This window comes from Salinibacterium sp. NK8237 (assembly GCF_015864955.1).
Lineage (GTDB): Bacteria > Actinomycetota > Actinomycetes > Actinomycetales > Microbacteriaceae > Rhodoglobus.
Window position 1 is genome coordinate 187,526 of record NZ_JADYWE010000001.1, and the last position, 23,834, is coordinate 211,359.

The window sequence follows — 23,834 nt, forward strand, 5'->3', positions numbered from 1 at the left end:
CTATTCCTCTAGACCTGCGAGCAACTCGTTCATGTAGTTGATCTCACTCATTTGCACAGCAACCATTCCCTCGGCCAGCGACGTCACGACGTCGTTCGTCGACCGCTCGAGTAGGCCCTCGGCCATGTCGACACCGCCCGCGTGGTGGGCAATCATGAGCTCAAGAAACATAGCGTCAGCGTCGGTGGTGCTTGCTCTGAGCGCTTCCATCTGGTCGTAGGTCGCAAGGCCGGGCATTGTCATCGCGGTCGTGGAGTCGGAATCCGAGGTGCCGTGCGAGTCGTGCTCGCCGTCATCCATCATCCATGTCATCGCGGGTTCACTGGAGGCCTGTGGCAGATTCCACATAATGAGCCACGCAAACATTTGTCCCGCTTGCTGTCCCTGCGCAGTCGCGATGTCATACGCCAAAGTGCGGATGGCTTGGTTGTCGCTCTTTTCCAGAATGATCATTGACATGTCAACAGCCTGCAAGTGGTGAGTCTGCATGTCGCGCGCGAAACCGGCTTCCGCGCTCGTCGTCACTGGATCCGAGGATTCGCCAGGGAGGAGCCTTTGGCCAGCGAGTACGCCGAAGCCAACGAGCAACAGCGCGACGACAGTGATTGCGCCGATGCGGAGCCACGGTCGAGGGCGCGTGACATCGCTAGCGTCGGTCATGCGATGCGTCCGCCGCCGTCGATTCCGCCGGAGCACGAGGCGCCGATCTCCGGTGCGTCGCCGCCCTGCCAGAACTTGTCGACGAAGTCCTGCATGCGGGGATCGTCGACTCCATCAAGCTCAACCTGGTTAGCCCAGGCCGAGATCACGACGGGCGACTGAAGGCCTTCGTACGGTGACAGTACCGAATAGGTTGACGGAACAGCATCCTGCAACGCTTCCAGTTCATCTCCGGAAACTTGCGCCGGGTCGTAGGTAACCCACACGGCACCATGCTCAAGAGCATGCACGGCGTTTTCGTTGGGCACCGCCTCGGTGTACACACCGCAATTCAGCCACACGGATGCGTGCTCACCGCCCACCGGCGGGCTTTGCTCGTAATCGACGGTGCCCTCAACATGACCGGCGACCAGATTCGGATAGTTTTGTACGCCGTCAATCTCGATAGCTTCGGGGCTCGTTCGGGGAGTTCCGTTCGCCACGACCATCACGATAACAAGAGCCAAGACGCCAGCGGCAGCGACACTGCTGATGACGATACCGATCATTCGGTGGCGCTTCTCCGCAGCGTGCTTCTTCTTCATCGCGGCGACTTTCTCCGCTCGGCGCGCATCGCGCTGCTGTTTTACCGTGAGGTCTTTGGCGGAGGGCTCGGTTGGAGAAGATTGCGAATCGCGGGATGGCATGCAGGTGGTCCTGTCGTCGGGTGCGTGGGCAGGGAACAGATGTGCAATCTGAGCCTATTCGGTCGACTTTGTGAAAGCCCTCCTAGGGAGCGCACTCGCGAGTATCGGAAGCCGAGTCTTTAGTTCTTGCCGAAGAGCTGGCCGACTTCAGCGCGACTAGTCCTTAGGCCTGCTCTGTGATTGCCCGGAGTGCCAGCAGGTGTTGCTGATACGCGCGATACCCGGATGCCGTCGAGGTTACCCACGTGCGCGGACGATTACCGACCGTGCCCTTGAGGGCTTTTGCGTAGCCGGCATCCACAAGATAGCTGATCGCTTTGCTGAGAGCAGAGTCTTCGACCTCGAGGAGTTTTTTTAGCGTCGCGAAGTCGATCTCATTTCTGGGGCCGAGCGCGGCCATGAGCGATAGCCGTATCGGAGTGAGAAACGCATCATCCAGCTGATGACGGGGATGCTTCATGAACGTGCGTCTCTGGGTGCTGGCAGCGCGGATGCCACGAGCATGACGAGAAAGACGGCTATTCCGGCCGCTAGTGCTGCCGCAAGGGATGGCGACTGTGGCAGCGCAGCGAGCATCGCAAATGCAAAGAGCGTGCTCGTGGTGATGCCGAACGCAGTCCACTGCATCCAGCCCCATTCGAAGCCGACGCGGGGTAGGACCCACGAAGATTCGTTCAGCGCATACGTGAACGCGATGCCCGCGAGCGCCGCGATCATCAGCAGCGACGAGACGATCGGAATAGTGCCGAAGGAGATGAGAAGGCCTGCTACCGCTCCCATGATCACCGTGTTCCACCGCACGGGTGTACTGAGCTGTTCGGAACTGCGGCGCGCCGGAGTGCGTGAACGCGGCACTCGGATCAGTTGAGCTATGGCGGGTGCAGCCAGAGGAACGAAGACGGCGAGAGCGACCAGCGGAATGAGCCAAGGGGAGTAGGGAACGTCAAACACGGAGAGACCTGACAGAACGGTCATTGCGAAAAACGCCAGGACCAACGGGATCCAAACCACACGTGGCAGCGCTCTTCGAATCCCGAACCGTTCACGAGTGCCCGTGGTCATCGTGGTGAAAGCCAGAAGTGGCACGACAAGTAACGATGTCTGGGAGAACTTGCCGGGGTCGCTATTGCCGGCGGTGCCGATGCCCGCGGAGAATGCAAGCAGAAATACGCCGATGTAGCTCGCCGCCATGAAAGCGCTCCAGAGGCTAAACCACGCAAAGCCGCGGGACGGCCCGAGCTGATTCGCGGAATCGCGCACCTCTTGGTGCTGTTGGAGCTGGCGAGAGGCCTCCGCCCCCGTGGGCTGTGGAGCGGAATCTGGGGTGGTGGGGGAGTTCGCGGAATCACTTTCCATCTGGAAAGTGTAACGTATCTGAGTTTTCTACACTATTTCCGTAGTCGCATCGACTGGGCGACGACGGCGCTCAGTGCTCGTGTGGCGGCACCGGTGCAGGGTCGCCAACGTAGCATCCGACCGTAAACGGAAACTCCATAGTGGCGCTGTAGTGATACATCTCTTGCTCGACACCGTCGAAGAGCACCGTGCTGGTGTGGCCGTGGCATTCGTCGAGATCGGCGTTGGTCGGGAGGTTTCCCGCAGAGTCGCGCTCTACATAAATCCCGAACCCATCAAGGGCATACCCGACAAGCGTTGACCCGGCCTCGGCGGTAGCGGCGAGCAGGCACGACGGCACATCGTGGTAGTGGTAGTAGTCGCCGCCATCCGGATGCCCGTCACAGAGGTCTTGGGTCTCGTGGGCGACCGCGTCCCCGCCCGAAGCATCCACCGCGTTATAGAGGTACACGCCGTACTTCAGCACCCCGACGGCACCCATCGCGACACAGCTCGGATCGTCCGCAACGGCGGGAGCGACAGTAAGAGTGAGTTCAACAAGCTTCTCGTCAATCTCATTGGGATTGCGGTCAAACTCTTTCGCCGGATCAGCGTCTGCAATCGGGAACGTGCCCGTCATCTGCTCGGTCGGCAAGTTCGCAGTGAGGATGGTGCGAGTGTCGTGACCGACTTCCTCGTCGTAGTAGGCCTGCGGCCACGAGACTTCGCCTTCAACGGTCGCCTTCGTCGTGGAATCCCACGTGCCGGCGTCGTAGTCGATCCACGGTCCGCCGTTTACTGGCCCGCGCCCGCTGAAGTCTGTCTTGCAGGAGTACAGGTAGTCGACAGCGGGGGACGTGGAGGTGCGGTCATCGCCGAGCGGGATGGCAGTGGCATCAATGACGCCAGACCAGGCATTCGGGATGTCGATCGCAGACGCTGCGGCGCTCGGCTCGGCACTTGACGTCGAAGTAGTCGACGCCGTGGAGTTGGCGGAGCCTGAGGCGCACGCCGAGAGAAGGAGAATTCCACCCAGCGACAGAGCGAGTGCTGTGCGTGAGGTTATCGAACGAGTAATCATGGCCGCTGTCTCCCAGAAGATCGAGGCATAGCGGCAGGTGTCCGCGAGCGCCGCTGATAATAGCGCACCGTTCTATGACGCTTTCGGAGGAACGCCTTCGGCAGCGCTGCGTGAGCGCTTTCCCTTCTACTCGCGTTCACCGGTGGTTCACATCACTGCCCAAGACTGCGCACGCCTGCTCTCCCGACTGGGTATCCCCAACGCAGCCTCGAAAGGGCATCCTCATGCGCAGACGGCCCCTCGCCGCCCTCCTCACCTCCTTAGCATTGGCCGTACCGCTAGTGGTCACTTCGGCTGCTGTCGTGAGTCCCACTGCCAATGCGGCTGAACTGCCGAGCATCCTCATCAATGAAGTTGAATCGAATGGCGATGACTTCGATTGGGTTGAGCTCATCAACACCGGAACCGAAACTGTGGATGTCTCGGGCTGGGTTATTAAGGACGACAACGACTCCCGCACTCTTTCACTGCCTAGCGGCTCAACGATTGCTGCTGGCGGCTACTACGTCGTTGACGTCAATGACGTCACTGTCGCTGGCAACTTTGGATTAGGGGGCGCCGACACCGCTCGTGTCTATTTGGCAGATGGCGTGACTCTCGTTGATTCCTACGCTTGGGATGGCCATGCTGCAGTCACCTTTGGGCGTTGTGCTGACGGCATCGGTGAGTTTCGCGACACCGTAGCTTCCACCAAGGGTGCTGCGAATGCGTGCGAGATCATCGCAGCGGCCGCAGTGCGCATCAACGAGGTCGAATCAAGTGCTGACGAAGACGACTGGATCGAACTCACTAACATTTCTGACTTCGTCGTCGACGTCGCTGGTCTGGTGCTCAAAGATGATGACGACAGCCGTACCGATGCAATTCCTGCCGGTACGACGATTGAGCCTGGTGCCTTCTACGCCTTCGAGCCGACGTTCGGATTAGGTGGGGCGGATTCGGCGCGCATCTTTGAATCTGACGGTGCGACGCTGATAGACAGCTACAGCTGGTCAGCGCACGCGAGCACGAGCTACGGCCGCTGCCCGGACGGCATTGGCGAGTTCGCGACGACGAACACCACTACGAAGGGTGCTGCGAACGATTGCGTCGCAGTTGATCTCCCCGAGGTTCGTATCAACGAGATCGAATCTAACGGTGATTCGTCAGACTGGGTCGAGCTCTTCAACAGCGGCGGTAGCGCCGTCGACATCTCTGGTTGGGTTGTTCAGGACAACGACGATAGCCACGCCGCGCTGATTCCCACCGGCGCCTCAATCGCGGCCGGCGGCTACTACGTATTCGACCAGCCCGCCTTGAGCTTCGGACTTGGTACGGATGACTCTGTGCGGGTCTTTGCTGCCGATGGCTTTACCCTGATTGATTCACGAAGCTGGAGTGGTCACTCGGCCACGACGCTTGGCGTCTGCGGATCCGGTTTTGGCGACACGACTAGTTCGACCAAAGGCTTTGCTAACGATTGCAGCGCCCCGATTCGTATCAACGAAGTTGAGTCCAGCGATGAGATGGGGGACTGGATCGAGCTAAAGAACAACAGCTCCGATGCAGTGGATGTCTCGGGCTTCGTCCTCAAAGACAACGATGACTCACACGCCCTCACGATCGATTCCGGCACGACGATTGCCGCCGGTGGCTACCTCGTCATCGAGACCGAGCCCTCGTTTGGGCTCGGCGGAGCGGACTCGGCTCGCCTCTTCGTCGCTGACGGTGTGACGCTGGTTGACGGCTACGAATGGACTGCGCACGCGGCAACAACCTACGCACGGTGCCCCGATGGAACCGGTGACTTCGAGACCTCGAAGGCCTCGACCAGGAGCGCAGCAAACAGCTGTGTCGGCGAACTCGAAACCTCTCCGTGGCCCGGTGGGTCTGCGATCTCCACAGTCAACGAGATGGACGAATTTAGTGACAACATGAGTGGCCTCGCGTTTGAGGCCGCCACCACGGGTGATGTGCTGTGGGCGGCCAAGAACGGGCCCGGAGCACTCTACAAGCTCGTCTTTGACGGAGCCAATTGGGTGCCTGAGACGTCGAACACCTGGAACGACGGAAAGCTGCTGCACTATGCCAGCGGCACCGGTGATGTGGATGCCGAAGGTGTGGCGTTGACGTCGACAGGAGCATCCGGAGGGGTCTTCATCGCGAGCGAACGGGACAACTCCACCAGTGGCGTCAGTCGTCCGACGATTCTTCGCTATGACGTGTCGGGCGCGGCATCCGAATTGACGGCAAGCCAGGAGTGGAATCTCACGGCTGACCTCCCGGTCATCGCTGCGAACTCGGGGCTTGAGGGCATCGCCTGGATTCCCGACAGCTACCTCGTGGCCGAAGGCTTCGTCGATGAGAACACAGGAACCCTCTACGACCCGAGCACTTATGCGGGCCACGGCGACGGACTCTTCTTCGTCGGTCTCGAAGCTAATGGAACGATCTACGCGTACGCGCTCGATCAGAATTCCGGCTCGTTCGACCGTGTAGCGACGATCGAGAGTGGCTTCGTCAGTGTCATGGAGCTCGAGTTCGACCCCGCGCTCGGTGCACTCTGGGCCATCTGCGACGACACCTGCGATGGTCGCAGTGCGCTTCTTGAGATCGCGCAGGATGGCGCTACCGACGGGTCCTTCGACGTTGCCACCATTTTCGAGCGCCCCACTGGGATGCCGAACCTCAACAACGAGGGCTTTACTGTTGTGCCGCAATCAGAGTGTGTCTCTGGCTCGAAAGCGGTGTACTGGTCGGACGACTCGAACACTGACGGATTCTCGTTGCGAGCAGGAACTATCGACTGCACGGTGACGACAGATCCGACGGACCCGACGGACCCCACGGACCCGACAGATCCCACCGATCCCACAGATCCAGCCACGCCGACTGTTCCTGTGGCTGTTCCTGAGGCCAGTCTCACGGCGGCGAACCGCGGCTCGGTGTCTGGCCCTCCGAGCGCAAGCCCGGGGGAGACCATCACGATCAACGTGGGCACGTCGCATGCGGGCAATATCGTGAACATCTGGATCTATTCCACGCCGACTCTGTTGGGATCGCCGACTGTCAGCGCCGCCGGAACTGTCTCAGCAACCATTCCTTCGACGCTCACACCAGGCGTTCACCGCTTGGTAGTCACCGCAGCGGATGGCTCAGTGATCGGTTGGGCGAACATCACGATCACCGCACTTGAGTCAGGTTCGCTCGCGTTTACTGGTTCAGGGTCAGCGTTGCCGATTCAGCTGTCGTTGATGCTGCTCGTCGCTGGCCTCTCGATGGTTATGATTCGTCGCCGCGAGAAGCTGCTTAGCTAGCCCCATCCCGCAGGAAGGAGGTGTCGCACACAGCGGCACCTCCTTTCATCGTTATGGAACAGCTGCCGCGAGGTCGGGGCTCGCCCCAGTACCGAACCGCGCTTGTACCGGGCGCTACTGCGGCGTTGAATAGACACAGACGCGTTAGGTCATTCACGCGCAATCGCTCAACCTAGGAAGGCTGCACCATGAAGTCAGATTCCACTACATCCGGATTCGAGTACCCGGATGACGCAATTGATGCCGATGAGGTCGTTACGAACGATGCCGTCGCGGGCGAGCCAGTAGTTCCTTTTGCCGAGAGCGGTGCGCCTGAAGGTTCCGAACTCCACGAGGTGTCTCCGGTTTATGACGAACACGAACTCAATTCGGAGGACGGTCCCGAGAACCTGGACGAAGAATAGTCCGACACCTCCCAGCTATGGGTGGGGCAGCGCCCGATGAATACGAAACCCGCCGTGATCCGCAACTCAGAATTCTGGGGCGGCACGGCGGGTTTTCTCGCACCGACCGCACAATTATCAGTCTCGTGAGAGCCCGACACTTGCACATCTCTCAGACATAAGGAGTAACGTTTATGTTGTTGCTCTAGTCCTCGGCAGCGAATATATTTCGCTCTCGTCTGAGGATTATCATGACCGCAACATTCACTCTTAAAGCCGCAGCGCTTCGCATCGTTACTCTCATCGAGTCTGCGAAGGCATCTTATGGACTGCTTCCCGTCGCGGCAGCGGCCACACTCGTGTTGCCAGCGCCAATCGGCCTTGTCGTGCTGAGTGACTCTTCCTCGCGCGCCCGGCCCGCCCTAGTTTCCGCGGCGCCGTAAACCGCAGTTCTCCCTCCCCGAAAAATATCAACCAACGAAAGGATCTCCCAGAATGGCCTACCAAACGATCAACCCGTATACGAATGAAGTGGTCGCAACGTTCCCCGATGCGACTGTGCAAGAGGTCGACGAGGCAATCGCTGCGGCCCACGAAACGTTTTTGTCCTGGCGTGAAACGGCGTACTCGACTCGGATGGAAGTGCTCGCCAAAGCAGCGAAACTGCTGCGCGCGGATAAGCGTCGCTACGCAGAACTGCTCACCCTAGAGATGGGAAAGGTGATCGCCGAGGCCGAAGCTGAGGTGGATCTTTCGGCAGACATCCTCGAGTACTACGCCGAGCGCGGGGGAGCGCTGCTCGAGACTGAAAAGGTTCCCGTGGAATACGCCGCCGAGGGCGAAGTTGAGATCGTCAACCAACCGCTCGGCGTTCTGCTCACGATCGAACCGTGGAACTTCCCTTACTACCAAGTCGTGCGGGTTGCGGCTCCCCAGCTCGTCGCAGGCAACACCATCCTGTTGAAGCACGCGAGCAACGTGCCGCAGTCGGCGGCCGTGTTCGACGACCTGTTTGCACGCGCCGGCCTCCCCGCCGGTGGGTTCAAGAACCTGTACCTTCCCCACGAGCTCACTCAGCACGTTATCGAAGACCCGCGCGTTCGCGGCGTGGCCCTCACCGGCAGCGAGGAAGCGGGCTCCATCATTGCTGCCTACGCAGCCAAAGCGGTAAAGAAGAGCACGCTTGAGCTCGGCGGTTCTGATGCGTTCGTGGTTCTCAAGGACGCTGATATGGATAAAACTGTCGAATGGGCGGTCTTTGGTCGCCACTGGAATGCTGGCCAGGTTTGCGTCTCGGCGAAGCGAATGATCGTCGTTGATGACGTGTACGACGAGTTCCTTGAGAAGTTCCGTGCCGGCGTCTCCGCGTTGAAGGCTGGCGACCCGATGGATCCCATGACGGCCCTTGCGCCGCTTTCGTCCCAGGCCGCCGCAGACAAGCTTGCGGGTCAAGTCAAGGACGCGATCGCTGGGGGAGCTAAGGCTGAAACTCTCGGCGACCCCGTGCCGTCGACCGGAGCTTTCTACCAGCCGACGATTCTCACCGAGATCGACTCGAAGAATCCTTCGTACTACCAAGAGTTCTTCGGCCCGGTTTCGATTGTCATCCGCGTCAAGGACGAAGCCGAAGCGATCGCGGTCGCCAACGACTCGCCGTTCGGCCTCGGTGGTTCTGTGTTCACGCGAGACACCGTCAACGGTGAAAAAGTGGCCAGGAAGATCGACACGGGGATGGTCTATGTGAACCACCCGACGATGGTGAAGGCAGATATTCCGTTTGGCGGTGTTAAGCACTCTGGTTACGGCCACGAGCTGACCAACCTCGGTATTCAAGAATTCGTCAACAAAAAGGTCATCGACGTCGTGGATATTAACGCGGCGTTCTGATCCTTACCTCGGATGGCCAGCCCCGGTCCGTGGGCTGGCCATCCGGTCAAGCGAGTGGGAACTGGTGAGCACCCCTCCCACTCTGAGTCGCGAAGTGGGAGCATCCAATGGAACAGATGAAGGCGTGGATCACAGGAGAGTCACCAGGGTCAATCAGTCTTGGTACTAAGCCAAAACCCATGCCAGACGCCGATGAAGTTGTCGTGCAAGTAATTGTGTGCGGGCTCTGCCGCACTGACCTTCATGTGGTCGATCAGGAACTTGAGACCCACACACCTCACGTCACGCCGGGCCACCAGGTCGTGGGAACGGTTGTCGCCCTTGGTGATCAGGTGAAGCAATTGAGCATCGGCGACACCGTGGGAGTCGCCTGGCTTCGACGTACGTGCGGCGTCTGCGAGTGGTGCCGGAGTGGGCGCGAGAACCTCTGCCCAAACTCCGAATACACCGGGTGGGATGCTGATGGTGGTTTCGCCGAATACGCCACTGTTCCCGAAGCGTTCGCCTATCTCCTTCCTGCCGATGTCAACGCGGTAGAGGTCGCACCCCTGCTCTGTGCGGGAATCATTGGTTACCGGGCGCTTTCCCGGGCGGCATTGCCGGATGGCGGAAAGCTCGGAATCTATGGCTATGGTTCCAGCGGCCATATCACCGCCCAGATCGCCCAGGCGGCCGGAGCGACGATCTACGCGATGACCCGTGGCGGCGCAAACCAAGACTTGGCGCGAAGTATCGGCTCGGCGTTTGTGGGCGACGAGACCGAAGAACCGCCAGAGAAACTGGATGCGGCAATTGTGTTTGCCCCGGTGGGGGAGTTCGTGCCGGTTGCGCTAGCCGCGACGAAACGCGGTGGAACGGTGGTGCTGGCGGGCATCCATATGACGGATATTCCCGCCATGAACTACCAAGCTGACCTCTTCAATGAACGAGATCTGCGCACTGTCACCGCCAATACCCGTGCCGACGGCGCAACCTTCCTTACGCTCGCGCACAACTTAGCGATTCGTCCGACGGTGACGACGTATCCCTTTGACGAGGTCGACGTCGCGATCTCAGATCTCCGCAGCGGCAATGCCTCGGGCTCCATCGTCATCACAATGCCTAACCCCTCGTCGGATTGAATAAAATACCCTAGGGGGTATATTGTGGAAGGAAGCCCAGCGAGCGTCGGGCGGACCGCGAGTGAAGAGAGGCAACCAAGTGTCGACTGGCGAGAGTTTTTCGACCACTAACGAGTCGCAGAAGCAGGCGCGGCCTTTTGACGTGTGGTCAATGCGCGCGAATCGACGTTTCTCTCTGCGTGATATTTACCAGATCACTCACGATGCCACTCTGACGTCTCGGTACTTCCGCAACTTTCGAAAGACTGTGGGGGAGAAGCGCACCTCCCGAATTATGCTCGCGGTAACCGAAGTCAACGGCTGCGCCATTTGTGCTTACGGACACGCCAAGTTTGCACTGGATGCCGGAATCGATTCGAACGAGGTTCGCAATCTTCTCGGTGGCGTCACGCAAGGAGCGCCTGACCGGGAGCTCGCGGGGATCGGGTTCGCTCAACACTATGCGGATACCGAGGGGCATCCTGATGAGGATGCCTGGGATCAGCTGGTGCAACTCTACGGCCGCGAGGAGGCGCTCGGCGTTCTCGGCGCTACCCGAATGATGATGTGGGGGAATGCCGTCGGAATCCCTCTGAGTTCCTTGCGTGCGCGCCTGAAAGGCAGTCCACATCCTGGAAGTAGCGTGGCGTACGAGATGGGGACAATTCTCGGAGCGTGGGTCGTCGTGCCCGTTGCGGTCATTCGTGCGCTGTTCTCGCTAGCGAGACATCAGCCGCCCATTACCTTTCACCGCGGCTAGAGGTCTGGCTGGGGCGACGCCGGCGGGGCGTCGTGGCGAGAGGGAGCCGCTCAAGCGTGCTGCTGCTCCGAATTCAGGCAAGCTGACATAATGTGCATTATCGGATACGGAATATGGATTCGAGAGGGGCCGCGTCGTGGGCGCTACTGCGGCAGCACGCTCACGACCGTAACCGTCCACAGCTGTTCGGCGTCGGTGTTTACGCTGATGGAATAGCTGCCGTTGGGGTCAATGTCCATCTCGTCGCGGTGTGCTGTCTTGTCTGAGCCCTGACGACACTCGTGTGTCGACTGTGCAACGTTGCTGATTGCGATTGTCATACTGCCGGTGCCGACGCAGTCTGAGTACACGGCGATACGCGCCGTCGTTGGCGTGAAAGGTGATGCGTCAATAAATTCGGCTGCATTCGTGGTGGTGGCCAGAATGTCTTCGTCTCGGGTGTCAAATTCCAACAGATCAGGTATTTCTGACATAACGGAGTCGTTTTCAGTCTGCACTGGCGTAGCTGCGCGCGACTCTCCAACAATGCTCGTCTGGGGGCTGCTGGTGCATCCGCTCAGAGCGATCAGCGTTGCAGCCGCCACGGCCAAGCTCGATCCACCGTGAATAATACTCATTTCACTCCCCTGGCGATCGCGTGTGGCCCGGGGCAGCTTCGCGGCCCCTGCTGAATCGCGCTAGAGCCTCGGCGGCGGCTTCATGGTCGAGAGCATCCGGCTCCCCCGACATCGTGATGGTGCCAACGACATCGTCACCGACGCGCAGTGGGATTGACCCGCCGTGCGCCTTGAACTTTCCGTGGTCGATATCTGCCCGGTTTTCAAACGGAGAGCCAGCTTCTAGGTGCCGCAGTTTGACGAGGAGCGAGGGCTCTTTGAAGCGCACCGCGACCGCGGATTTACCTGTTAACCAGAGATCGTTGTCCCGATTCGTATCCTTGAGCTTGGCTTTGAACAGCACGTCGTCGTTCACGACGATTTCGACCGCCAAATTGAGCTTCCACTCTTGGATAACCTCGATCGCGCAGAGGCCTAAGGCAACGGCATCATCGTTCGTGATGTTTGAGAATGTGACGGTATTCAAATACTCAAGGTCTGCTGCGGTGTAGCGAGGCAGGGAGCGCGTCATTGATCAATCTCTTCTCGTCAGGTGCGGACCAAGCGAGCGGGCCCAGAAAGAGCGCTGTGCAATCGACCGCCACTCCCCCATGCGCGCGCCTACCCCCAGTGTATGAGCGTATAAAGCCGTTCGCAAAGCAATAATGAAAAAAAATCAGACAGCATTGCAAGGTACGAAATCGGGCTTGCGCTGCATGACTCGAGTGCTGAGGTGGCGTGGCGCGAGTGCGCCCCAGGGCGAGTGGATTGTGAGGAATACTGTACTATTGAAGCATGATTCGTCGTCGAGCAACTCGAGCTCTTCTTGGTATTTCGCTCGCTCTCGTACTGAGTGTCGTGGCCGGTTGTTCGCCGCCCTCGACACCGGCCGTTCCATCGATACCGGCGCCGCCGACGGTCGACGAATGGTCGTGGACGACGACGGGATTCTCGCTATCGACGGATGCTGATGCCCCATATTCTGACAGGGCGCCCGCCGACGTTCATGGCCGCGATCTCGATGACACCGGGCTGGCTATCTACTACGAACGCAACTCCGCTGACGTACGGGCAGATCACCCGGTTGTGTACGCGCAGTACGGCATATCGGCGTTAATGGAGTACGAGAGCTCGGGAGATCCGCTGTGGCTCGACCGCGCTGCAAGGCAAGCCGAACAACTCGTCGCGATGCGAATGGAGCGAGGAGAGGGCTGGTGGTACCCCTACTCATTCGACTGGACCTACGAAGACAGGACACTCACGGCCCCGTGGTGGTCTGGAATGGCTCAGGGGCAAGCTCTGAGTTTGTTCACTCGTCTCGCACAAACGACGGGCGAGGAGCAGTGGGCAACCGCGGCCGACCACACGTGGGCAAGTTTTCAGCAAGAGCCGTCAGCCACCGAGCCCTGGTCGACGTTCATCGATGACGACCATCTCTGGTTCGAAGAGTACGCCGGCGACCAACATCCGCTCATGGTTCTCAACGGCCAAATCTTCGCCATCTTTGGCCTCTACGACTACTGGAATTTCACTCAAGATCAAGAGGTCGCCCGCTACATCGACGGTGGCGCAACAACGGTGCTCAACATCATGCAACAGATTCGCAAACCAGGAGAGATTTCGTATTACTGCGTGCAAGACGATTTCTGTGCGCGCGAACGGTGGCAAGACAAGAAGTATCACGTCATCCATTCGTGGCAGCTCAATACGCTCGCGCGCCTCACGGGCGATGCGGCGTTTGGCGAGTGGGCAGATCAGCTCGAAGCTGACTGGAAGCCCTCCGAGTAGTGCACCGGTTCTTTGTGCTGCTGCGCCGCGGCTAGCGCTGCGACCGGACGAGCTGTTCAAGCTCGGCCGGTTCATAGCGATCCGATGTCGCCATCAGCTCTTCGAGAGTCCACCAGCGGTGTTCGAGCACGTCAACGCGTTCGTCATCTGTCCAGAATTCTTGAGACGGCACGAAGGTGTCAACCACCACCCGATAGAAAACGGCGTGCCCGGTGTCGTGATCAGCGTCATCCCACTCCACGACGAAGTCGTGCGACCACACAGGCGCACCGAGATCTTCGATAACAAGCCCGGTTTCTTCTTCGAGCTCGCGCACGGCAGCCTCATGATGAGACTCCCCCGGGTCCACGCCGCCACCCGGCGTCAGCCAGCGCGCGACACCGCTGGTATCCGGCGCCTTCGTCAGAAAGAGCAAGAAGCGCTGTTCGCGGTCGAACAGCAGCACGCGACTGGTAGCTCGGTTCACCGGCATCCGCGGGTCGCTACTTGTTGAGAAAGTCTGAAACGTCGCCGACGTAGCGGGTGTTGTTTTCGGGAACTGGTTCTACTGCTGCAGAGGCAACCTCGGCGGCGAACTCGCTCACGTTGTACAACCGGCCAGCGGCCTCTTTGCGAGCTTCGATCGCTCCAGGGTTGGCGCGCTGTAGCAGCGTTGCCGTGATGGTTCCCTCGATCATGTCGCCGGAGACAACGACGAAGCCAATGCCCTTGGCTTCAAGCTCAGGAATCAATTCGCGAAGCGCATCTTCGCCGGCACGCTTGCTGAGAGCAACCGGAACATACTCGGGCATCGTCTCAACGGTGCGGATGAAGTGCGCCTGGTGGCTTGTCACGAAAACGACGCGTGATCCTTCGTGCAACAGCGGCATCATGGTCTTCAAGAAATTGACTTGAGCGTCGCGGTTGAGCTTCATGGCGTAGTCCTCAGCCATGCCGCCTTCCATGCCTCCGGATGCGTTGAGCACCAGAATCTCAAGGCCACCGAACTCGGCCTTCACCGTCTCGAACAGGGCAGAAACAGTCTCGGGGTCAGTGAGGTCGGCACCAATGGCGATAGCCGAACCGTCTGTCTCATTGAGCTGAGCGACGAGCTTGAGGGCGCGAGCCTCTTTATTGCGGTAGTTCACGGCGACACGGGCGCCGGCTTCGGCGAAATAGGCGGCGGTGTCGGCGCCAATCCCCCGCGAAGAACCAGTAATGAGCGCGCGAGCGCCATCGAGCGAGTGGGCTGCCAGAGGATTCGAAGTATCGCTATTCACCCTACGACTTTAGCGGTCAATGCCGTGCTGTGCAGTGAGGTAAGTGCTAGCGTCGACACTGAAGATTTGTCGAACTGCGCAACGATGAAGGGCGCCGGAACAATGCTTATTGATCTGACCCAGTACCTCTGGATTCTCTGGCTTGCCCTGGTCGTGTTGTTCATAGTGATCGAAGTCATGACTCTCGAATTCACGTTCCTCATGATCTCCGCGGGCTCCCTCATTGGTGGGCTCGGCTCCAATCTTCTGGGCTGGCCGTGGTACATCCAGATCGCTCTCGCTGCAGCGATCTCGGGTCTTCTTATTTTCACCATTAGGCCTGTTTTGCTGATGAATCTCGAAAAGGGAGCCGACCCTGCAAAGAGCAACGTCGACGCTCTCTTCGATCTCGGCGGACGCGTCACAGGTCCGTTCGCCAACGGCATCGGTGAGGTCAAGCTCGACAACGGTGAAACGTGGACTGCCCGCATCGGCGACAGTTCGCCACCCTCGGCGGTTCCCGTCGGCAAACGTGTTGCGGTCACCGACATTGAAGGTGCCATTGCCGTCGTAGTTCTTGAATCTGCCAAACTCGGCTCCACTCAACCTCGAGCGATCAAAAAATCGCCGAGAAAGGAAGAAAAGTGACTGATCCTGCTGGCTTCGTAGGCCAGATCTTTGTGATTATTCTGCTCGTCGTTCTTGCGATCTTCGTGATTGTCACGTTGTTCCGTGCGATCCGCATTGTTCCGCAGGCGCGTGCCGGAGTTGTTGAACGCCTAGGCAAGTACCGCAAGACCTTGCTGCCCGGCCTCAACATTCTCGTTCCCTTTATCGACCGGATGCTGCCCCTTATCGATTTGCGCGAACAGGTTGTCTCGTTCCCCCCGCAGCCGGTCATCACCGAAGACAACCTTGTCGTCTCTATCGACACCGTCGTCTTCTTCCAAGTGACGGATGCCCGTGCAGCCACCTACGAGATCGGCAACTATCTCGGGGCCGTCGAACAGCTGACGACCACGACGCTGCGAAACGTCGTGGGTGGCCTCAACCTTGAACAGGCGCTTACGAGCCGCGACAACATTAACTCGCAACTGCGCGTTGTTCTCGACGAAGCAACAGGCAAGTGGGGCATTCGCGTGGGTCGCGTTGAGCTGAAGGCTATTGACCCGCCCCTCTCGATCCAAGATTCGATGGAAAAGCAGATGCGTGCCGAGCGTGACCGCCGTGCGCAGATCTTGACCGCCGAGGGAACCAAGCAGGCCGCGATTCTCGAAGCGGAGGGTTCGCGCCAGGCAGCGATCCTTGAGGCTGAAGGTGAAGCTAAAGCTGCCGTGCTGCGTGCTGATGGTGAAGCTGCGGCTATCAAGACTGTGTTCGCTGCGATTCACGAGGGCGACCCTGACCCGAAGCTGCTGGCGTACGAGTACCTTCAGACGCTACCTAAGATTGCAGAAGGTGATTCCAACAAGATGTGGATTATCCCGTCTGAACTGACGGAAGCGCTCAAGGGCATTGGTGAAGGATTCTTTAGTGGCAAAGGACCAGTCGCGCGTTAGCGCCAACTCGTCGTTCCTCTCCCCCGCACGCCCCCGTGTGCTTGCGCACCGGGGGCTTGCGGTGGAAGCACCCGAGAACACGCTTCTCGCGTTCGCGAAAGCAGTCGCGGCGGGTGCGCAATACATCGAAACGGATGTTCATGTCAGTCTCGACGGTGTATCTGTCGTAGCTCACGACCCGAGTCTCACTCGCGTCGCTGGCCGCAAAATCATGGTCGACCAGCTCACCATGGCAGAGTTGCGACGGATCGATTTGGGCGAAGGCCAAGGGTTTTGCGCTTTGAGTGAGGCCCTCGACGCTTTCCCTGAGACGCGCTTCAATATTGACGTCAAGAACAAGGGTGCGGTGCTTCCGACCGCGCGCGCGATTCGCGATCTCAACGCGATCGATCGGGTTCTCGTGACGTCCTTTGACGAAGCGCGCCGCGCCGCGACCGTCGAACAATTGCCCGGCGTAGCGAGTTCAGCATCCGCTCGGCGCTTCATTCTGGCTCTGCTGAGTGCTAAGACGGGGATTTCGCCGGCCGTGCGCCGCGCCCTCAGTGGATTAGTTGCCATCCAAGTACCCGAGAAGGCACTAGGGTTGCGTGTGACCACTCAGCGGATGATCGACCGCGTGCACACTCTCGGACTCGAGATGCACGTCTGGACTATCAATGAACCGCAGCGAATGCGTCACCTGCTCGACCTCGGTGTGGATGGAATCGTCACCGATCGAGCAGACCTAGCCCTCGAAGTTGTGAAATCGCGCGCCTGATCCAGGCGGCGCACACTCCACTTTGGGGCAGCGAATATGTTGGCAAATGCTGACAAGTCGCTGTGAACAGTGCGCCCTTGGAAGCATACGTTCAGCAAGAGGGTTTATTACTTGTAGAAACCGCGAATTGAAGGAGGCCACACGATGGCAGATCGCAGCTTGCGCGGCATGAGACTTGGTACCCAGAGCTTACAGAGCGAAGAGGGTGTCGAGTTTTCCCCGCGGAAAAAGAGCGTATACAAGGCGGCGGACGGCACCACGTTTGAAGTGATGTTTTCGTCTGACGCCGAAGTTCCCCAGCAGTGGCTTGACGCCAAGACGGGTCACGAAGGAACACTCCTTGATGACAACGGCGAGCTGGTAGAGCTTGATGAGGTCGACGTGAAGGTTCCCCGTAGCCACTGGGACATGCTTCTCGAACGTCGCACCCGCCCCGAATTGGAAGAACTTCTCCAAGAGCGTCTCGACTTCTTGCGTGCCCGTCGCGGCCAGCAGAAGATCGGCGCCTAACTAACGATGTACTGTCTTCAGGGTCGCCGCTATCCCCCAGCCGGTGACCCTGAACAGTGCCTCTGCAACAATTCCTGCATGCATTTTTGATCGGCCTGTTGAGCGCTCAACGAATGTGATCGGATGCTCCGCCACTCGGTAGCCCGCACGTTCCAAGTTCCAGGCCATTTCTACTTGAAAGCAGTAGCCCTGCGACGAGACGCCGTCGAGACCTAGTTCTCTGAGCGCGCTCGCACGGAACACGCGGAATCCCGCTGTAATGTCCCGGATGTCGGAGTGCAGCACCATGCGAGCGTAGGAGTTGCCCATTCGCGAGATGCTGTGCCGGAACCATGGCCAGTTCTTAACGGAACCACCCGGAACCCAGCGTGACCCGATGACAAGATCGTTGCCTGCCTTGGCGAGAGCAATCATCGCGGGAAGCTCCGACGGGTCATGCGAACCATCGGCATCAATTTCTGCAATGTAGTCGTAGCCCCGCTCAAGCGCCAGCGCGAAGCCAGCGAGATAGGCCTTGCCTAGTCCCTCTTTCTGGTCGCGATGGAGCACCATGATGCCCGGATCGGCTGCAGCTAGCTCTTCAGCGCGCTCCCCGGTGCCATCGGGACTCGAATCATCCACCACGAGAACGTGCGCACGGGGCACCGCTTGCCTGAGCCGGCCGACTATCGAGGAAATGTTCTCAATCTCGTTATAGGTCGGCACGACCACGACGACGTTAGGCATTCTTTCTCCGACCGGCCACTGCTGCGACGATGAGTGCGCCGAGTCCAATTCCTGATACAAGCCACTCAAGCTCGCGGCCCCACCATACGGCGGGTGTGATGCTGGTGGAGAGCGGTACGTCCTCGACCATGGTGGCTGCGGTGTACCACGGCACTTCTGCAATCGTGGTGCCGTCGGGGGCGATGATCGCGCTCAACCCCACGGTTGAAATGTTCACAACGCTGCGCCCGAGCTCAAGAGCGCGAATGCGGGCCATCGCTAACTGTTGAGCACTCTCGTCGGTGAGTCCGAAATCGGCGTTGTTGGATGACGCGATGATGAGTTGTGCGCCCTGCTCGACGGATTCAGTAAGGATCTGATCGTCGACGATATCGAAACAAATGTTGACGCCGAGAGTGACACCGTTCACATCGAAGACCATATCGGTGGTGCCGATCGAATAGTCACGACCGATGAGACCGATGAGGTCGGGAGCAAACTGTTCCCAGATTTCACGGTTGGGCACATATTCGCCAAAGGGAACGGGATGGCGCTTGTCGTAGATATCGACGACGCCCTCCCCGGGCATCCACAGCAGTTGACTGTTGTAAATGTTGCCGTCGCGTTCGGTGATGTCACCCGAAATCAGCGGTGCGTTGGCGTTATCGACGACGTAATCGAAGGCTGCTGCCGCGTAACTATTGCTCAGCGGCGAGAGATCGGTGCCGCCCTCAGGCCACACCACGAGATCGAGGTCTTGGCCGTAGAGAGGCTCGGTGGCGGTGAGTTGCGCCTGAAGTAGGTCGCCGGTCTCACGCTCGTCGAAATAGGCGGCTTTTCCGTTGCCTTGGACGGCCCCGACGCGGAGTGTGCCATCGAGGGTCGCGTGCCACGAGGGCACGTTCACGAGGATCGCGAAAACAGCGACCGGCACGAAAGCAGTGCGCAGCGCTCGCGAGACATGCTGAGCGCGTGCATCCAAGGGAAGTTCGCGGTGGTGACGCCAGGTGTATTCGGCGGCGGCAAGCGAAAGCGCGACGACAAGAACCAGCACGAAGCTGACGCCCGAGACTCCGAGCCACGGGAAGAGGGCTGCCAGTGGGCTCTCCGACTGGGAAAGAGCAACGCGGCCCCACGAGAAGCCGCCATAGGGCCACACACTCATCCACGCTTCGCGCGCCGTCCAGAGGCCCGAAACGACGACGGCGAGGCCGAGCGTCGCGCCCCAGCCCGCTCCAAAGGCGCGCGGCAACCAGCGATAGGCCAGCGTGATTGCGAGCCCGCCGAGCGCGACGAACAGCGACTCGAGAAACGAGAGTGCCAGCATCGGCACAGGGCCCAGAAAGAGAGATGCCCAGGAAATGTGCGTCAGATAGAACGCGAAACCGCCGAGAAAGCCGACGAGAAACGCCCCACGGGAGCTCCGGCCGCGAAGGGCGATGAGCACGAGCGCGATGCCGACAAAGGTCATCGGCCAGACGCTCTTGTCTGGGAACCCGGCATCCAAAATAGGGCCGGATGCCACGGCCACCACAATCGCAGCCCAGAATGGCAGCACAACAACGGGTTTATCGGGCATCACGTGTTCGAGCCTAAGCGACAGAACTGTAGGCGACGATTCCGCGCCGGATAGCGTCGAGTGCCTTACGCGCGGTCGGGCCGACGTTGCCGTCAGCCACAACCGACAGCTGATCGAGAAGGTCGATGGTCTGCTTGGTGACGCGCACAAAGTCGCCAGCCGCCATATCCGCAAGGTCGAGCACGGAGTCAAGGTTGGCTCCATTCGCCCAGCGGTACATAGCGAGCGCGAGGCCGGCCGCGAGCGGTTGGCTGCCCGGGAGACGGTTGTCACGCTCGAGATCATCGAGTTCTGCCCAGAGCGTGGTCGTCTTGTCGAAGGCCTCACGGAAGGCACCGCGCGGCAGGTAGCGATCGCTGAGGTCACCTTCGTCACGACGGGGTTCGTACACCAACGTCGTGGCCATTGCGGCCAAGGAAGGAGCGTCGAGGTCGTTCCAGAACCCGTGTCGAAGAGATTCGGCGACGAGGAGATCGCGTTCTCCGTAGATGCGTCGCAGTGTTCGGCCGTAGGAGTTGATCGTCATCTCGCCGTTGGCCCCCGGCTCGATGTAGCCGAGCTTGGTCAACACATCGGTGACGCGGTCGAAGATCTTGGCGACCGCTCCCGTGCGGTTCTGTATTTGCTTTGTCAGCTGATCGGTCTCGCGCTTAAGTCGCCACCAACGTTCGGCCCAGCGTGCGTGAGATTCGCGCTCAGGACACGCATGACACTCGTGTTTGCGCATCTGGCGACGCAAGTCCGCGAGCTTGCGTTGGCGACGTTCACGCTCAGCGCGGTGCCCTGCATCGTTCTTGGGCTGCGACTTCTTTTCAAGATCGTTGAGTTCGCGACGGATGCGGGAGTACTCGCCAAAGTCGCCCAAGTGACATTCCATCGACTTGGCATAGCCCTCAAGGGATGTCTTCTGCGAACGAACCTTGCGGGCCAAATCAACAACAGCGCGGTCGGCTTGGAATTGCGCGAAACTCGATTCTAGAATCTCGCGGGTGTGCTCGCGACCGAACAGCTCGATGAGGTTCACGGCCATGTTGTAGGTCGGCTTGAAGCTCGAGTTCAAGGGGTAGGTGCGACGCGAGGCTAGCGATGCCACCGCCTGCGGGTCGAGCCCATCCACCCACTGGATGACCGAATGTCCCTCGATGTCGATGCCACGACGGCCAGCACGCCCCGTGAGTTGGGTGTACTCCCCCGGTGTAATGGGAACGCGTGCTTCACCGTTGAACTTTTCAAGTTTTTCGAGCACGACAGTGCGTGCGGGCATGTTGATGCCGAGAGCAAGAGTCTCTGTCGCAAAAACAGCCTTAACAAGCTTCTTCTGAAACAGCTCTTCGACAACCTCTTTGAAAGCAGGAAGGAGACCAGCGTGATGGGCTGCGACTCCCCGCTCGAGGCCACTGAGCCAATCCCAGTAGCCGAGAACGGCCAAGTCTTCATCGAGAAGGGTGCGGCACCGGGCCTCCACGATTTCGCGGATCTCGTCACGTTCCTCGGCCGTCGTCAGGCGAACGCCAGCGCGCAAGACCTGATTCACCGCCTGATCGCAGCCCATGCGACTGAAAATGAAGAAAATGGCTGGCACAAGGTTCTTCGACGACAGCATCGCGACGACATCCGCGCGATCCATGCGGGAACGTGCCGGGCGACTGCCGTAAGAGTTCTGGCGGCCGCTCTTTCGGCGGTTGCCGACAGACTGGCTGCGACCTCCGAAGCGGGCCATCTGTGCGAGCTCGGGGTTCACCCGGTTTGTAGCGGCTAGCCCAGAGGAGTCGAAAAGATCGATGAGCTTCGTGCCCACGAGCACGTGCTGCTCCAGAGGCACTGGACGCTCTTCTGAGACGATTACTTCGGTATCGCCCCGAACGGCCTGCAGCCAGTCACCAAACTCCTCAGCGTTCGACACAGTGGCGCTGAGCGAGACCATGCGAACATCCTCAGGCAAATGGATGATCACCTCTTCCCACACGGCGCCGCGGAAGCGATCGCCTAAGAAGTGCACCTCGTCCATTACGACAGTGCTGAGGTTCTTGAGCAAGTCTGATTTGGCGTACAGCATATTGCGGAGCACTTCGGTGGTCATGACCACGATGCGCGCGCTGGCGTTGACGTTCGTGTCACCCGTGAGCAGTCCCACATTCTCGGGACCGTATTCGGCGACGAGTTCTTGAAACTTCTGGTTGCTCAGCGCTTTCATGGGCGCGGTGTAAAACACCTTCGGGCCATCGAGCTGCATGGCCCGGTAGATAGCGAACTCAGCGATGATCGTCTTGCCGGCACCGGTGGGTGCCGCGACGAGGACGCTCTTGTCGTCTTCAACAACCTGGCAGGCAGAAATCTGGAACTCATCGAGATCAAAGCGCTGGCCGGCGCGAAAAGCTTCGAGCACCGGGTAGCCTCGGCGCTTCTTTGCCGCGGCGTACCGTTCGGCGGGAGACAGTTCAGTCATTGACTACAGCCTAAACGGTGATTGCTTAGCCTTCTGCTCGCAACTCGGCGTCAATCGCGGCAGCTTTCTTGGCTGCACGCCGGTCATGAAGCCAAGCGATCAACGCTGCTATGAAGTAGAGAATGATCATCGGGATCGCCAGCAGGAACATAGAGATCACGTCTGCAGCGGGGGTTGCTATGGCGGTGAAGACGCAGATAGTCAGGATGGCGACGCGCCAGCCCTTGAGAATCGCACTCGCCGACAGCACCCCCACCAAGTTGAGCAGCACCACGAAAACGGGAAGAACGAAAGCGATGCCGACGGAAAGCAAGAGCTTCACAATGAAGTCGTAGTAGTACTTCGCGTTCAGATTCGAGAGATCTTGATCGCCGGCGAAGCCCAACATGAGCGTGATGATGTTGGGCATGACATACCAACCGGCGGCACAGCCTGCGAGAAATAGCGGAATGGCCGTTGCCAAGAAGCCGATTGCATACTGCTTCTCTTTGCGCACGAGGCCGGGAACCAAAAATGCCCAGACTTGGTACAGCCAGACTGGGCTCGCGGCGACGATCGCCACGGTGAAGGCGATCTGCATGCGGATATCGAATGCTTGCGTGACGGCGTCGTAGTTCAGCGCAGCGCCACGCCCGGTTGCATCAGCGATATTGGTGATCGGGGCGCGCAACGCGTCAATAAAGAAGTTCGCAAAGATAAAGCCGGCAATGGCGGTCACAATGATCGCGATTGCGGAAATGAATAACCGCTTCTTGAGCTCTATGAGGTGCGCGCCGAGTGACATCCGTTCTTCACTCTTGGAACGCCACCTCTCGGCGCGAACTGCCATAGGGGCTAGGGCTTAGGAGGAGTGTCGCTGTTCGAGTCCGCCGAAGTGTCGGCAGGAGCGTCAGAGCTGTTCTCGTCCTTCATGGTCTTGACCTCGCTGCGGAAGATACGCATCGACTGGCCGAGACTGCGCGCAAGACCGGGAAGTTTCGGTGCACCGAAAAGCAAGAGGATGACAACCAAGAGAATAACGAGGTGCCAACCGCTGAGAGCGTTACCGAACATGAAAAACTTCCTTAAAGGTCAAAGGCTGTGTTGAGCAATCATACCTAGATTCGACTCTGTGCACCGAACGGCGAAGAGCTAGCTTGTGGAGGAATCTCGGCGGGCAAATTCGACAGGAAACCATCGCTGTGGTTGCTGCCCAAAACCGAGGAGCACATAGTCAGAGCGGCTGCGGTACTTCGGGTGATACAAGACAACCGCCGGCTTGGCGAGCAATTGGGCATCACCCGCGCTCACTAACGATTTCACGGCAACGCGTTCGATTCCGGCGTTGTCTGTGTAGCGCACCGCGATCCTGGGAGCGCGACGTGCGCGTCGATACTCGCTACTGATACCTGTTGTTTGGGAGCCGGCAGTGAGCAGATACGCGCGAATAGTTCTGCGGCGTAACCACGTCGCGAACCAGAGTAAAGAA

At 59.4% G+C, this 23,834-nt stretch carries 26 protein-coding genes; 11 read left to right on the forward strand and 15 right to left on the reverse strand.

What is annotated here, in order from left to right; translation table 11 throughout:
- The 5 genes from I6E56_RS00965 to I6E56_RS00985 form a co-directional block, all read right to left on the reverse strand.
- The gene (locus I6E56_RS00965) at nucleotides 1–660 is read right to left on the reverse strand and encodes a DUF305 domain-containing protein (protein ID WP_197135474.1); all 660 of its coding nucleotides are present in this window, start codon (nucleotides 658–660) and stop codon (nucleotides 1–3) included.
- On the reverse strand, nucleotides 657–1,346 hold the full coding sequence (locus tag I6E56_RS00970; protein WP_197135475.1) for a DUF3105 domain-containing protein: 690 nt from the start codon (nucleotides 1,344–1,346) through the stop codon (nucleotides 657–659). Before I6E56_RS00970 ends, I6E56_RS00965 begins: the two co-directional genes overlap by 4 nt.
- Nucleotides 1,347–1,509: 163 nt before the next feature.
- Nucleotides 1,510–1,806 (reverse strand): transcriptional regulator, encoded by a 297-nt coding sequence (locus I6E56_RS00975; RefSeq protein WP_197135476.1) that lies wholly within the window; start codon nucleotides 1,804–1,806, stop codon nucleotides 1,510–1,512.
- Nucleotides 1,803–2,702 (reverse strand): hypothetical protein, encoded by a 900-nt coding sequence (locus I6E56_RS00980; protein WP_197135477.1) that lies wholly within the window; start codon nucleotides 2,700–2,702, stop codon nucleotides 1,803–1,805. Before I6E56_RS00980 ends, I6E56_RS00975 begins: the two co-directional genes overlap by 4 nt.
- A 70-nt stretch (nucleotides 2,703–2,772) precedes the next feature.
- Nucleotides 2,773–3,762 (reverse strand): YHYH protein, encoded by a 990-nt coding sequence (locus tag I6E56_RS00985; protein WP_197135478.1) that lies wholly within the window; start codon nucleotides 3,760–3,762, stop codon nucleotides 2,773–2,775.
- A 224-nt stretch (nucleotides 3,763–3,986) separates the two neighbouring features.
- On the opposite strand from I6E56_RS00985, the gene I6E56_RS00990 reads away from it, so the two are divergent.
- The 6 genes from I6E56_RS00990 (at nucleotide 3,987) to I6E56_RS01015 (ending at nucleotide 11,188) form a co-directional block, all read left to right on the forward strand.
- Nucleotides 3,987–7,058: a lamin tail domain-containing protein gene (locus I6E56_RS00990; protein ID WP_197135479.1), complete on the forward strand. Its 3,072-nt coding sequence runs from the start codon at nucleotides 3,987–3,989 to the stop codon at nucleotides 7,056–7,058.
- A 188-nt stretch (nucleotides 7,059–7,246) separates the two neighbouring features.
- Complete coding sequence (locus I6E56_RS00995; protein ID WP_197135480.1) at nucleotides 7,247–7,462, forward strand: hypothetical protein; 216 nt, start codon at nucleotides 7,247–7,249, stop codon at nucleotides 7,460–7,462.
- A 230-nt stretch (nucleotides 7,463–7,692) separates the two neighbouring features.
- Nucleotides 7,693–7,884, forward strand: coding sequence for a hypothetical protein (locus tag I6E56_RS01000; RefSeq protein ID WP_197135481.1), 192 nt, complete (start codon nucleotides 7,693–7,695; stop codon nucleotides 7,882–7,884).
- A 52-nt stretch (nucleotides 7,885–7,936) separates the two neighbouring features.
- Nucleotides 7,937–9,328 carry an NAD-dependent succinate-semialdehyde dehydrogenase gene (locus I6E56_RS01005; RefSeq protein ID WP_197135482.1) on the forward strand — a complete coding sequence of 464 codons (1,392 nt, stop codon included), beginning with the start codon at nucleotides 7,937–7,939 and terminating at the stop codon, nucleotides 9,326–9,328.
- A 116-nt stretch (nucleotides 9,329–9,444) separates the two neighbouring features.
- Nucleotides 9,445–10,449, forward strand: coding sequence for a zinc-dependent alcohol dehydrogenase family protein (locus I6E56_RS01010; protein WP_197137958.1), 1,005 nt, complete (start codon nucleotides 9,445–9,447; stop codon nucleotides 10,447–10,449).
- 79 nt (nucleotides 10,450–10,528) lie between these two features.
- Nucleotides 10,529–11,188 (forward strand): hypothetical protein, encoded by a 660-nt coding sequence (locus tag I6E56_RS01015; protein WP_197135483.1) that lies wholly within the window; start codon nucleotides 10,529–10,531, stop codon nucleotides 11,186–11,188.
- A 143-nt stretch (nucleotides 11,189–11,331) separates the two neighbouring features.
- Here the strand turns inward: I6E56_RS01015 and I6E56_RS01020 are convergent, their stop codons facing one another.
- Complete coding sequence (locus I6E56_RS01020; protein WP_197135484.1) at nucleotides 11,332–11,805, reverse strand: hypothetical protein; 474 nt, start codon at nucleotides 11,803–11,805, stop codon at nucleotides 11,332–11,334.
- Nucleotide 11,806: 1 nt separating this feature from the next.
- Nucleotides 11,807–12,316, reverse strand: coding sequence for a heme-binding protein (locus I6E56_RS01025; protein ID WP_197135485.1), 510 nt, complete (start codon nucleotides 12,314–12,316; stop codon nucleotides 11,807–11,809).
- Between the two features lie 263 nt (nucleotides 12,317–12,579).
- Between I6E56_RS01025 and I6E56_RS01030 the strand changes: the two genes are divergently transcribed.
- Nucleotides 12,580–13,572, forward strand: a complete 993-nt coding sequence (locus I6E56_RS01030) for a D-glucuronyl C5-epimerase family protein (protein WP_197135486.1) — start codon at nucleotides 12,580–12,582, stop codon at nucleotides 13,570–13,572.
- A 31-nt stretch (nucleotides 13,573–13,603) separates the two neighbouring features.
- On the opposite strand, the gene I6E56_RS01035 is transcribed toward I6E56_RS01030, so the two are convergent.
- Nucleotides 13,604–14,044 (reverse strand): NUDIX hydrolase, encoded by a 441-nt coding sequence (locus I6E56_RS01035; protein ID WP_197135487.1) that lies wholly within the window; start codon nucleotides 14,042–14,044, stop codon nucleotides 13,604–13,606.
- A gap of 10 nt (nucleotides 14,045–14,054) precedes the next feature.
- Complete coding sequence (locus tag I6E56_RS01040) at nucleotides 14,055–14,831, reverse strand: SDR family oxidoreductase (RefSeq protein ID WP_197135488.1); 777 nt, start codon at nucleotides 14,829–14,831, stop codon at nucleotides 14,055–14,057.
- A gap of 102 nt (nucleotides 14,832–14,933) precedes the next feature.
- On the opposite strand from I6E56_RS01040, the gene I6E56_RS01045 reads away from it, so the two are divergent.
- The 4 genes from I6E56_RS01045 to I6E56_RS01060 all read left to right on the forward strand — a co-directional run bounded on the left by I6E56_RS01045 (nucleotide 14,934) and on the right by I6E56_RS01060 (nucleotide 17,636).
- The gene (locus tag I6E56_RS01045; protein ID WP_231606198.1) at nucleotides 14,934–15,458 is read left to right on the forward strand and encodes an NfeD family protein; all 525 of its coding nucleotides are present in this window, start codon (nucleotides 14,934–14,936) and stop codon (nucleotides 15,456–15,458) included.
- Nucleotides 15,455–16,369 carry an SPFH domain-containing protein gene (locus I6E56_RS01050; RefSeq protein ID WP_197135489.1) on the forward strand — a complete coding sequence of 305 codons (915 nt, stop codon included), beginning with the start codon at nucleotides 15,455–15,457 and terminating at the stop codon, nucleotides 16,367–16,369. Before I6E56_RS01045 ends, I6E56_RS01050 begins: the two co-directional genes overlap by 4 nt.
- Nucleotides 16,344–17,126 (forward strand): glycerophosphodiester phosphodiesterase family protein, encoded by a 783-nt coding sequence (locus I6E56_RS01055; RefSeq protein ID WP_197135490.1) that lies wholly within the window; start codon nucleotides 16,344–16,346, stop codon nucleotides 17,124–17,126. Before I6E56_RS01050 ends, I6E56_RS01055 begins: the two co-directional genes overlap by 26 nt.
- 144 nt (nucleotides 17,127–17,270) lie before the next feature.
- Nucleotides 17,271–17,636 carry an RNA polymerase-binding protein RbpA gene (locus I6E56_RS01060; protein WP_197105583.1) on the forward strand — a complete coding sequence of 122 codons (366 nt, stop codon included), beginning with the start codon at nucleotides 17,271–17,273 and terminating at the stop codon, nucleotides 17,634–17,636.
- Here I6E56_RS01060 and I6E56_RS01065 read toward each other — a convergent pair whose 3' ends face one another.
- The 6 genes from I6E56_RS01065 to I6E56_RS14940 form a co-directional block, all read right to left on the reverse strand.
- Complete coding sequence (locus tag I6E56_RS01065) at nucleotides 17,637–18,362, reverse strand: polyprenol monophosphomannose synthase (RefSeq protein WP_197135491.1); 726 nt, start codon at nucleotides 18,360–18,362, stop codon at nucleotides 17,637–17,639.
- Entirely contained in the window at nucleotides 18,355–19,920 is a 1,566-nt protein-coding gene (gene lnt, locus I6E56_RS01070) for an apolipoprotein N-acyltransferase (RefSeq protein ID WP_197135492.1), read from the reverse strand. Before lnt ends, I6E56_RS01065 begins: the two co-directional genes overlap by 8 nt.
- 13 nt (nucleotides 19,921–19,933) lie before the next feature.
- Entirely contained in the window at nucleotides 19,934–22,366 is a 2,433-nt protein-coding gene (locus tag I6E56_RS01075) for an RNA helicase (protein ID WP_197135493.1), read from the reverse strand.
- A 25-nt stretch (nucleotides 22,367–22,391) separates the two neighbouring features.
- On the reverse strand, nucleotides 22,392–23,150 hold the full coding sequence (gene tatC / locus I6E56_RS01080) for a twin-arginine translocase subunit TatC (RefSeq protein WP_197135494.1): 759 nt from the start codon (nucleotides 23,148–23,150) through the stop codon (nucleotides 22,392–22,394).
- Between the two features lie 50 nt (nucleotides 23,151–23,200).
- Complete coding sequence (gene tatA / locus I6E56_RS01085; RefSeq protein WP_197135495.1) at nucleotides 23,201–23,419, reverse strand: Sec-independent protein translocase subunit TatA; 219 nt, start codon at nucleotides 23,417–23,419, stop codon at nucleotides 23,201–23,203.
- Between the two features lie 78 nt (nucleotides 23,420–23,497).
- Complete coding sequence (locus I6E56_RS14940) at nucleotides 23,498–23,707, reverse strand: hypothetical protein (protein ID WP_231606200.1); 210 nt, start codon at nucleotides 23,705–23,707, stop codon at nucleotides 23,498–23,500.
- Nucleotides 23,708–23,834 lie beyond the last annotated feature (127 nt).

Excerpts from the sequence above, each read along its gene's own strand:
- I6E56_RS00965 (WP_197135474.1), bottom strand. The coding sequence starts at position 660 with ATGACCGACGCTAGCGATGTCACGCGCCCTCGACCGTGGCTCCGCATC.
- I6E56_RS00970 (WP_197135475.1), bottom strand. The coding sequence starts at position 1,346 with ATGCCATCCCGCGATTCGCAATCTTCTCCAACCGAGCCCTCCGCCAAA.
- I6E56_RS00975 (WP_197135476.1), bottom strand. The coding sequence starts at position 1,806 with ATGAAGCATCCCCGTCATCAGCTGGATGATGCGTTTCTCACTCCGATA.
- I6E56_RS00980 (WP_197135477.1), bottom strand. The coding sequence starts at position 2,702 with ATGGAAAGTGATTCCGCGAACTCCCCCACCACCCCAGATTCCGCTCCA.
- I6E56_RS00985 (WP_197135478.1), bottom strand. The coding sequence starts at position 3,762 with ATGATTACTCGTTCGATAACCTCACGCACAGCACTCGCTCTGTCGCTG.
- I6E56_RS00990 (WP_197135479.1), top strand. The coding sequence starts at position 3,987 with ATGCGCAGACGGCCCCTCGCCGCCCTCCTCACCTCCTTAGCATTGGCC.
- I6E56_RS00995 (WP_197135480.1), top strand. The coding sequence starts at position 7,247 with ATGAAGTCAGATTCCACTACATCCGGATTCGAGTACCCGGATGACGCA.
- I6E56_RS01000 (WP_197135481.1), top strand. The coding sequence starts at position 7,693 with ATGACCGCAACATTCACTCTTAAAGCCGCAGCGCTTCGCATCGTTACT.
- I6E56_RS01005 (WP_197135482.1), top strand. The coding sequence starts at position 7,937 with ATGGCCTACCAAACGATCAACCCGTATACGAATGAAGTGGTCGCAACG.
- I6E56_RS01010 (WP_197137958.1), top strand. The coding sequence starts at position 9,445 with ATGAAGGCGTGGATCACAGGAGAGTCACCAGGGTCAATCAGTCTTGGT.
- I6E56_RS01020 (WP_197135484.1), bottom strand. The coding sequence starts at position 11,805 with ATGAGTATTATTCACGGTGGATCGAGCTTGGCCGTGGCGGCTGCAACG.
- I6E56_RS01025 (WP_197135485.1), bottom strand. The coding sequence starts at position 12,316 with ATGACGCGCTCCCTGCCTCGCTACACCGCAGCAGACCTTGAGTATTTG.
- I6E56_RS01030 (WP_197135486.1), top strand. The coding sequence starts at position 12,580 with ATGATTCGTCGTCGAGCAACTCGAGCTCTTCTTGGTATTTCGCTCGCT.
- I6E56_RS01035 (WP_197135487.1), bottom strand. The coding sequence starts at position 14,044 with ATGCCGGTGAACCGAGCTACCAGTCGCGTGCTGCTGTTCGACCGCGAA.
- I6E56_RS01045 (WP_231606198.1), top strand. The coding sequence starts at position 14,934 with ATGCTTATTGATCTGACCCAGTACCTCTGGATTCTCTGGCTTGCCCTG.
- I6E56_RS01060 (WP_197105583.1), top strand. The coding sequence starts at position 17,271 with ATGGCAGATCGCAGCTTGCGCGGCATGAGACTTGGTACCCAGAGCTTA.
- I6E56_RS01065 (WP_197135491.1), bottom strand. The coding sequence starts at position 18,362 with ATGCCTAACGTCGTCGTGGTCGTGCCGACCTATAACGAGATTGAGAAC.
- lnt (WP_197135492.1), bottom strand. The coding sequence starts at position 19,920 with ATGCCCGATAAACCCGTTGTTGTGCTGCCATTCTGGGCTGCGATTGTG.
- I6E56_RS01075 (WP_197135493.1), bottom strand. The coding sequence starts at position 22,366 with ATGACTGAACTGTCTCCCGCCGAACGGTACGCCGCGGCAAAGAAGCGC.
- tatC (WP_197135494.1), bottom strand. The coding sequence starts at position 23,150 with ATGTCACTCGGCGCGCACCTCATAGAGCTCAAGAAGCGGTTATTCATT.
- tatA (WP_197135495.1), bottom strand. The coding sequence starts at position 23,419 with ATGTTCGGTAACGCTCTCAGCGGTTGGCACCTCGTTATTCTCTTGGTT.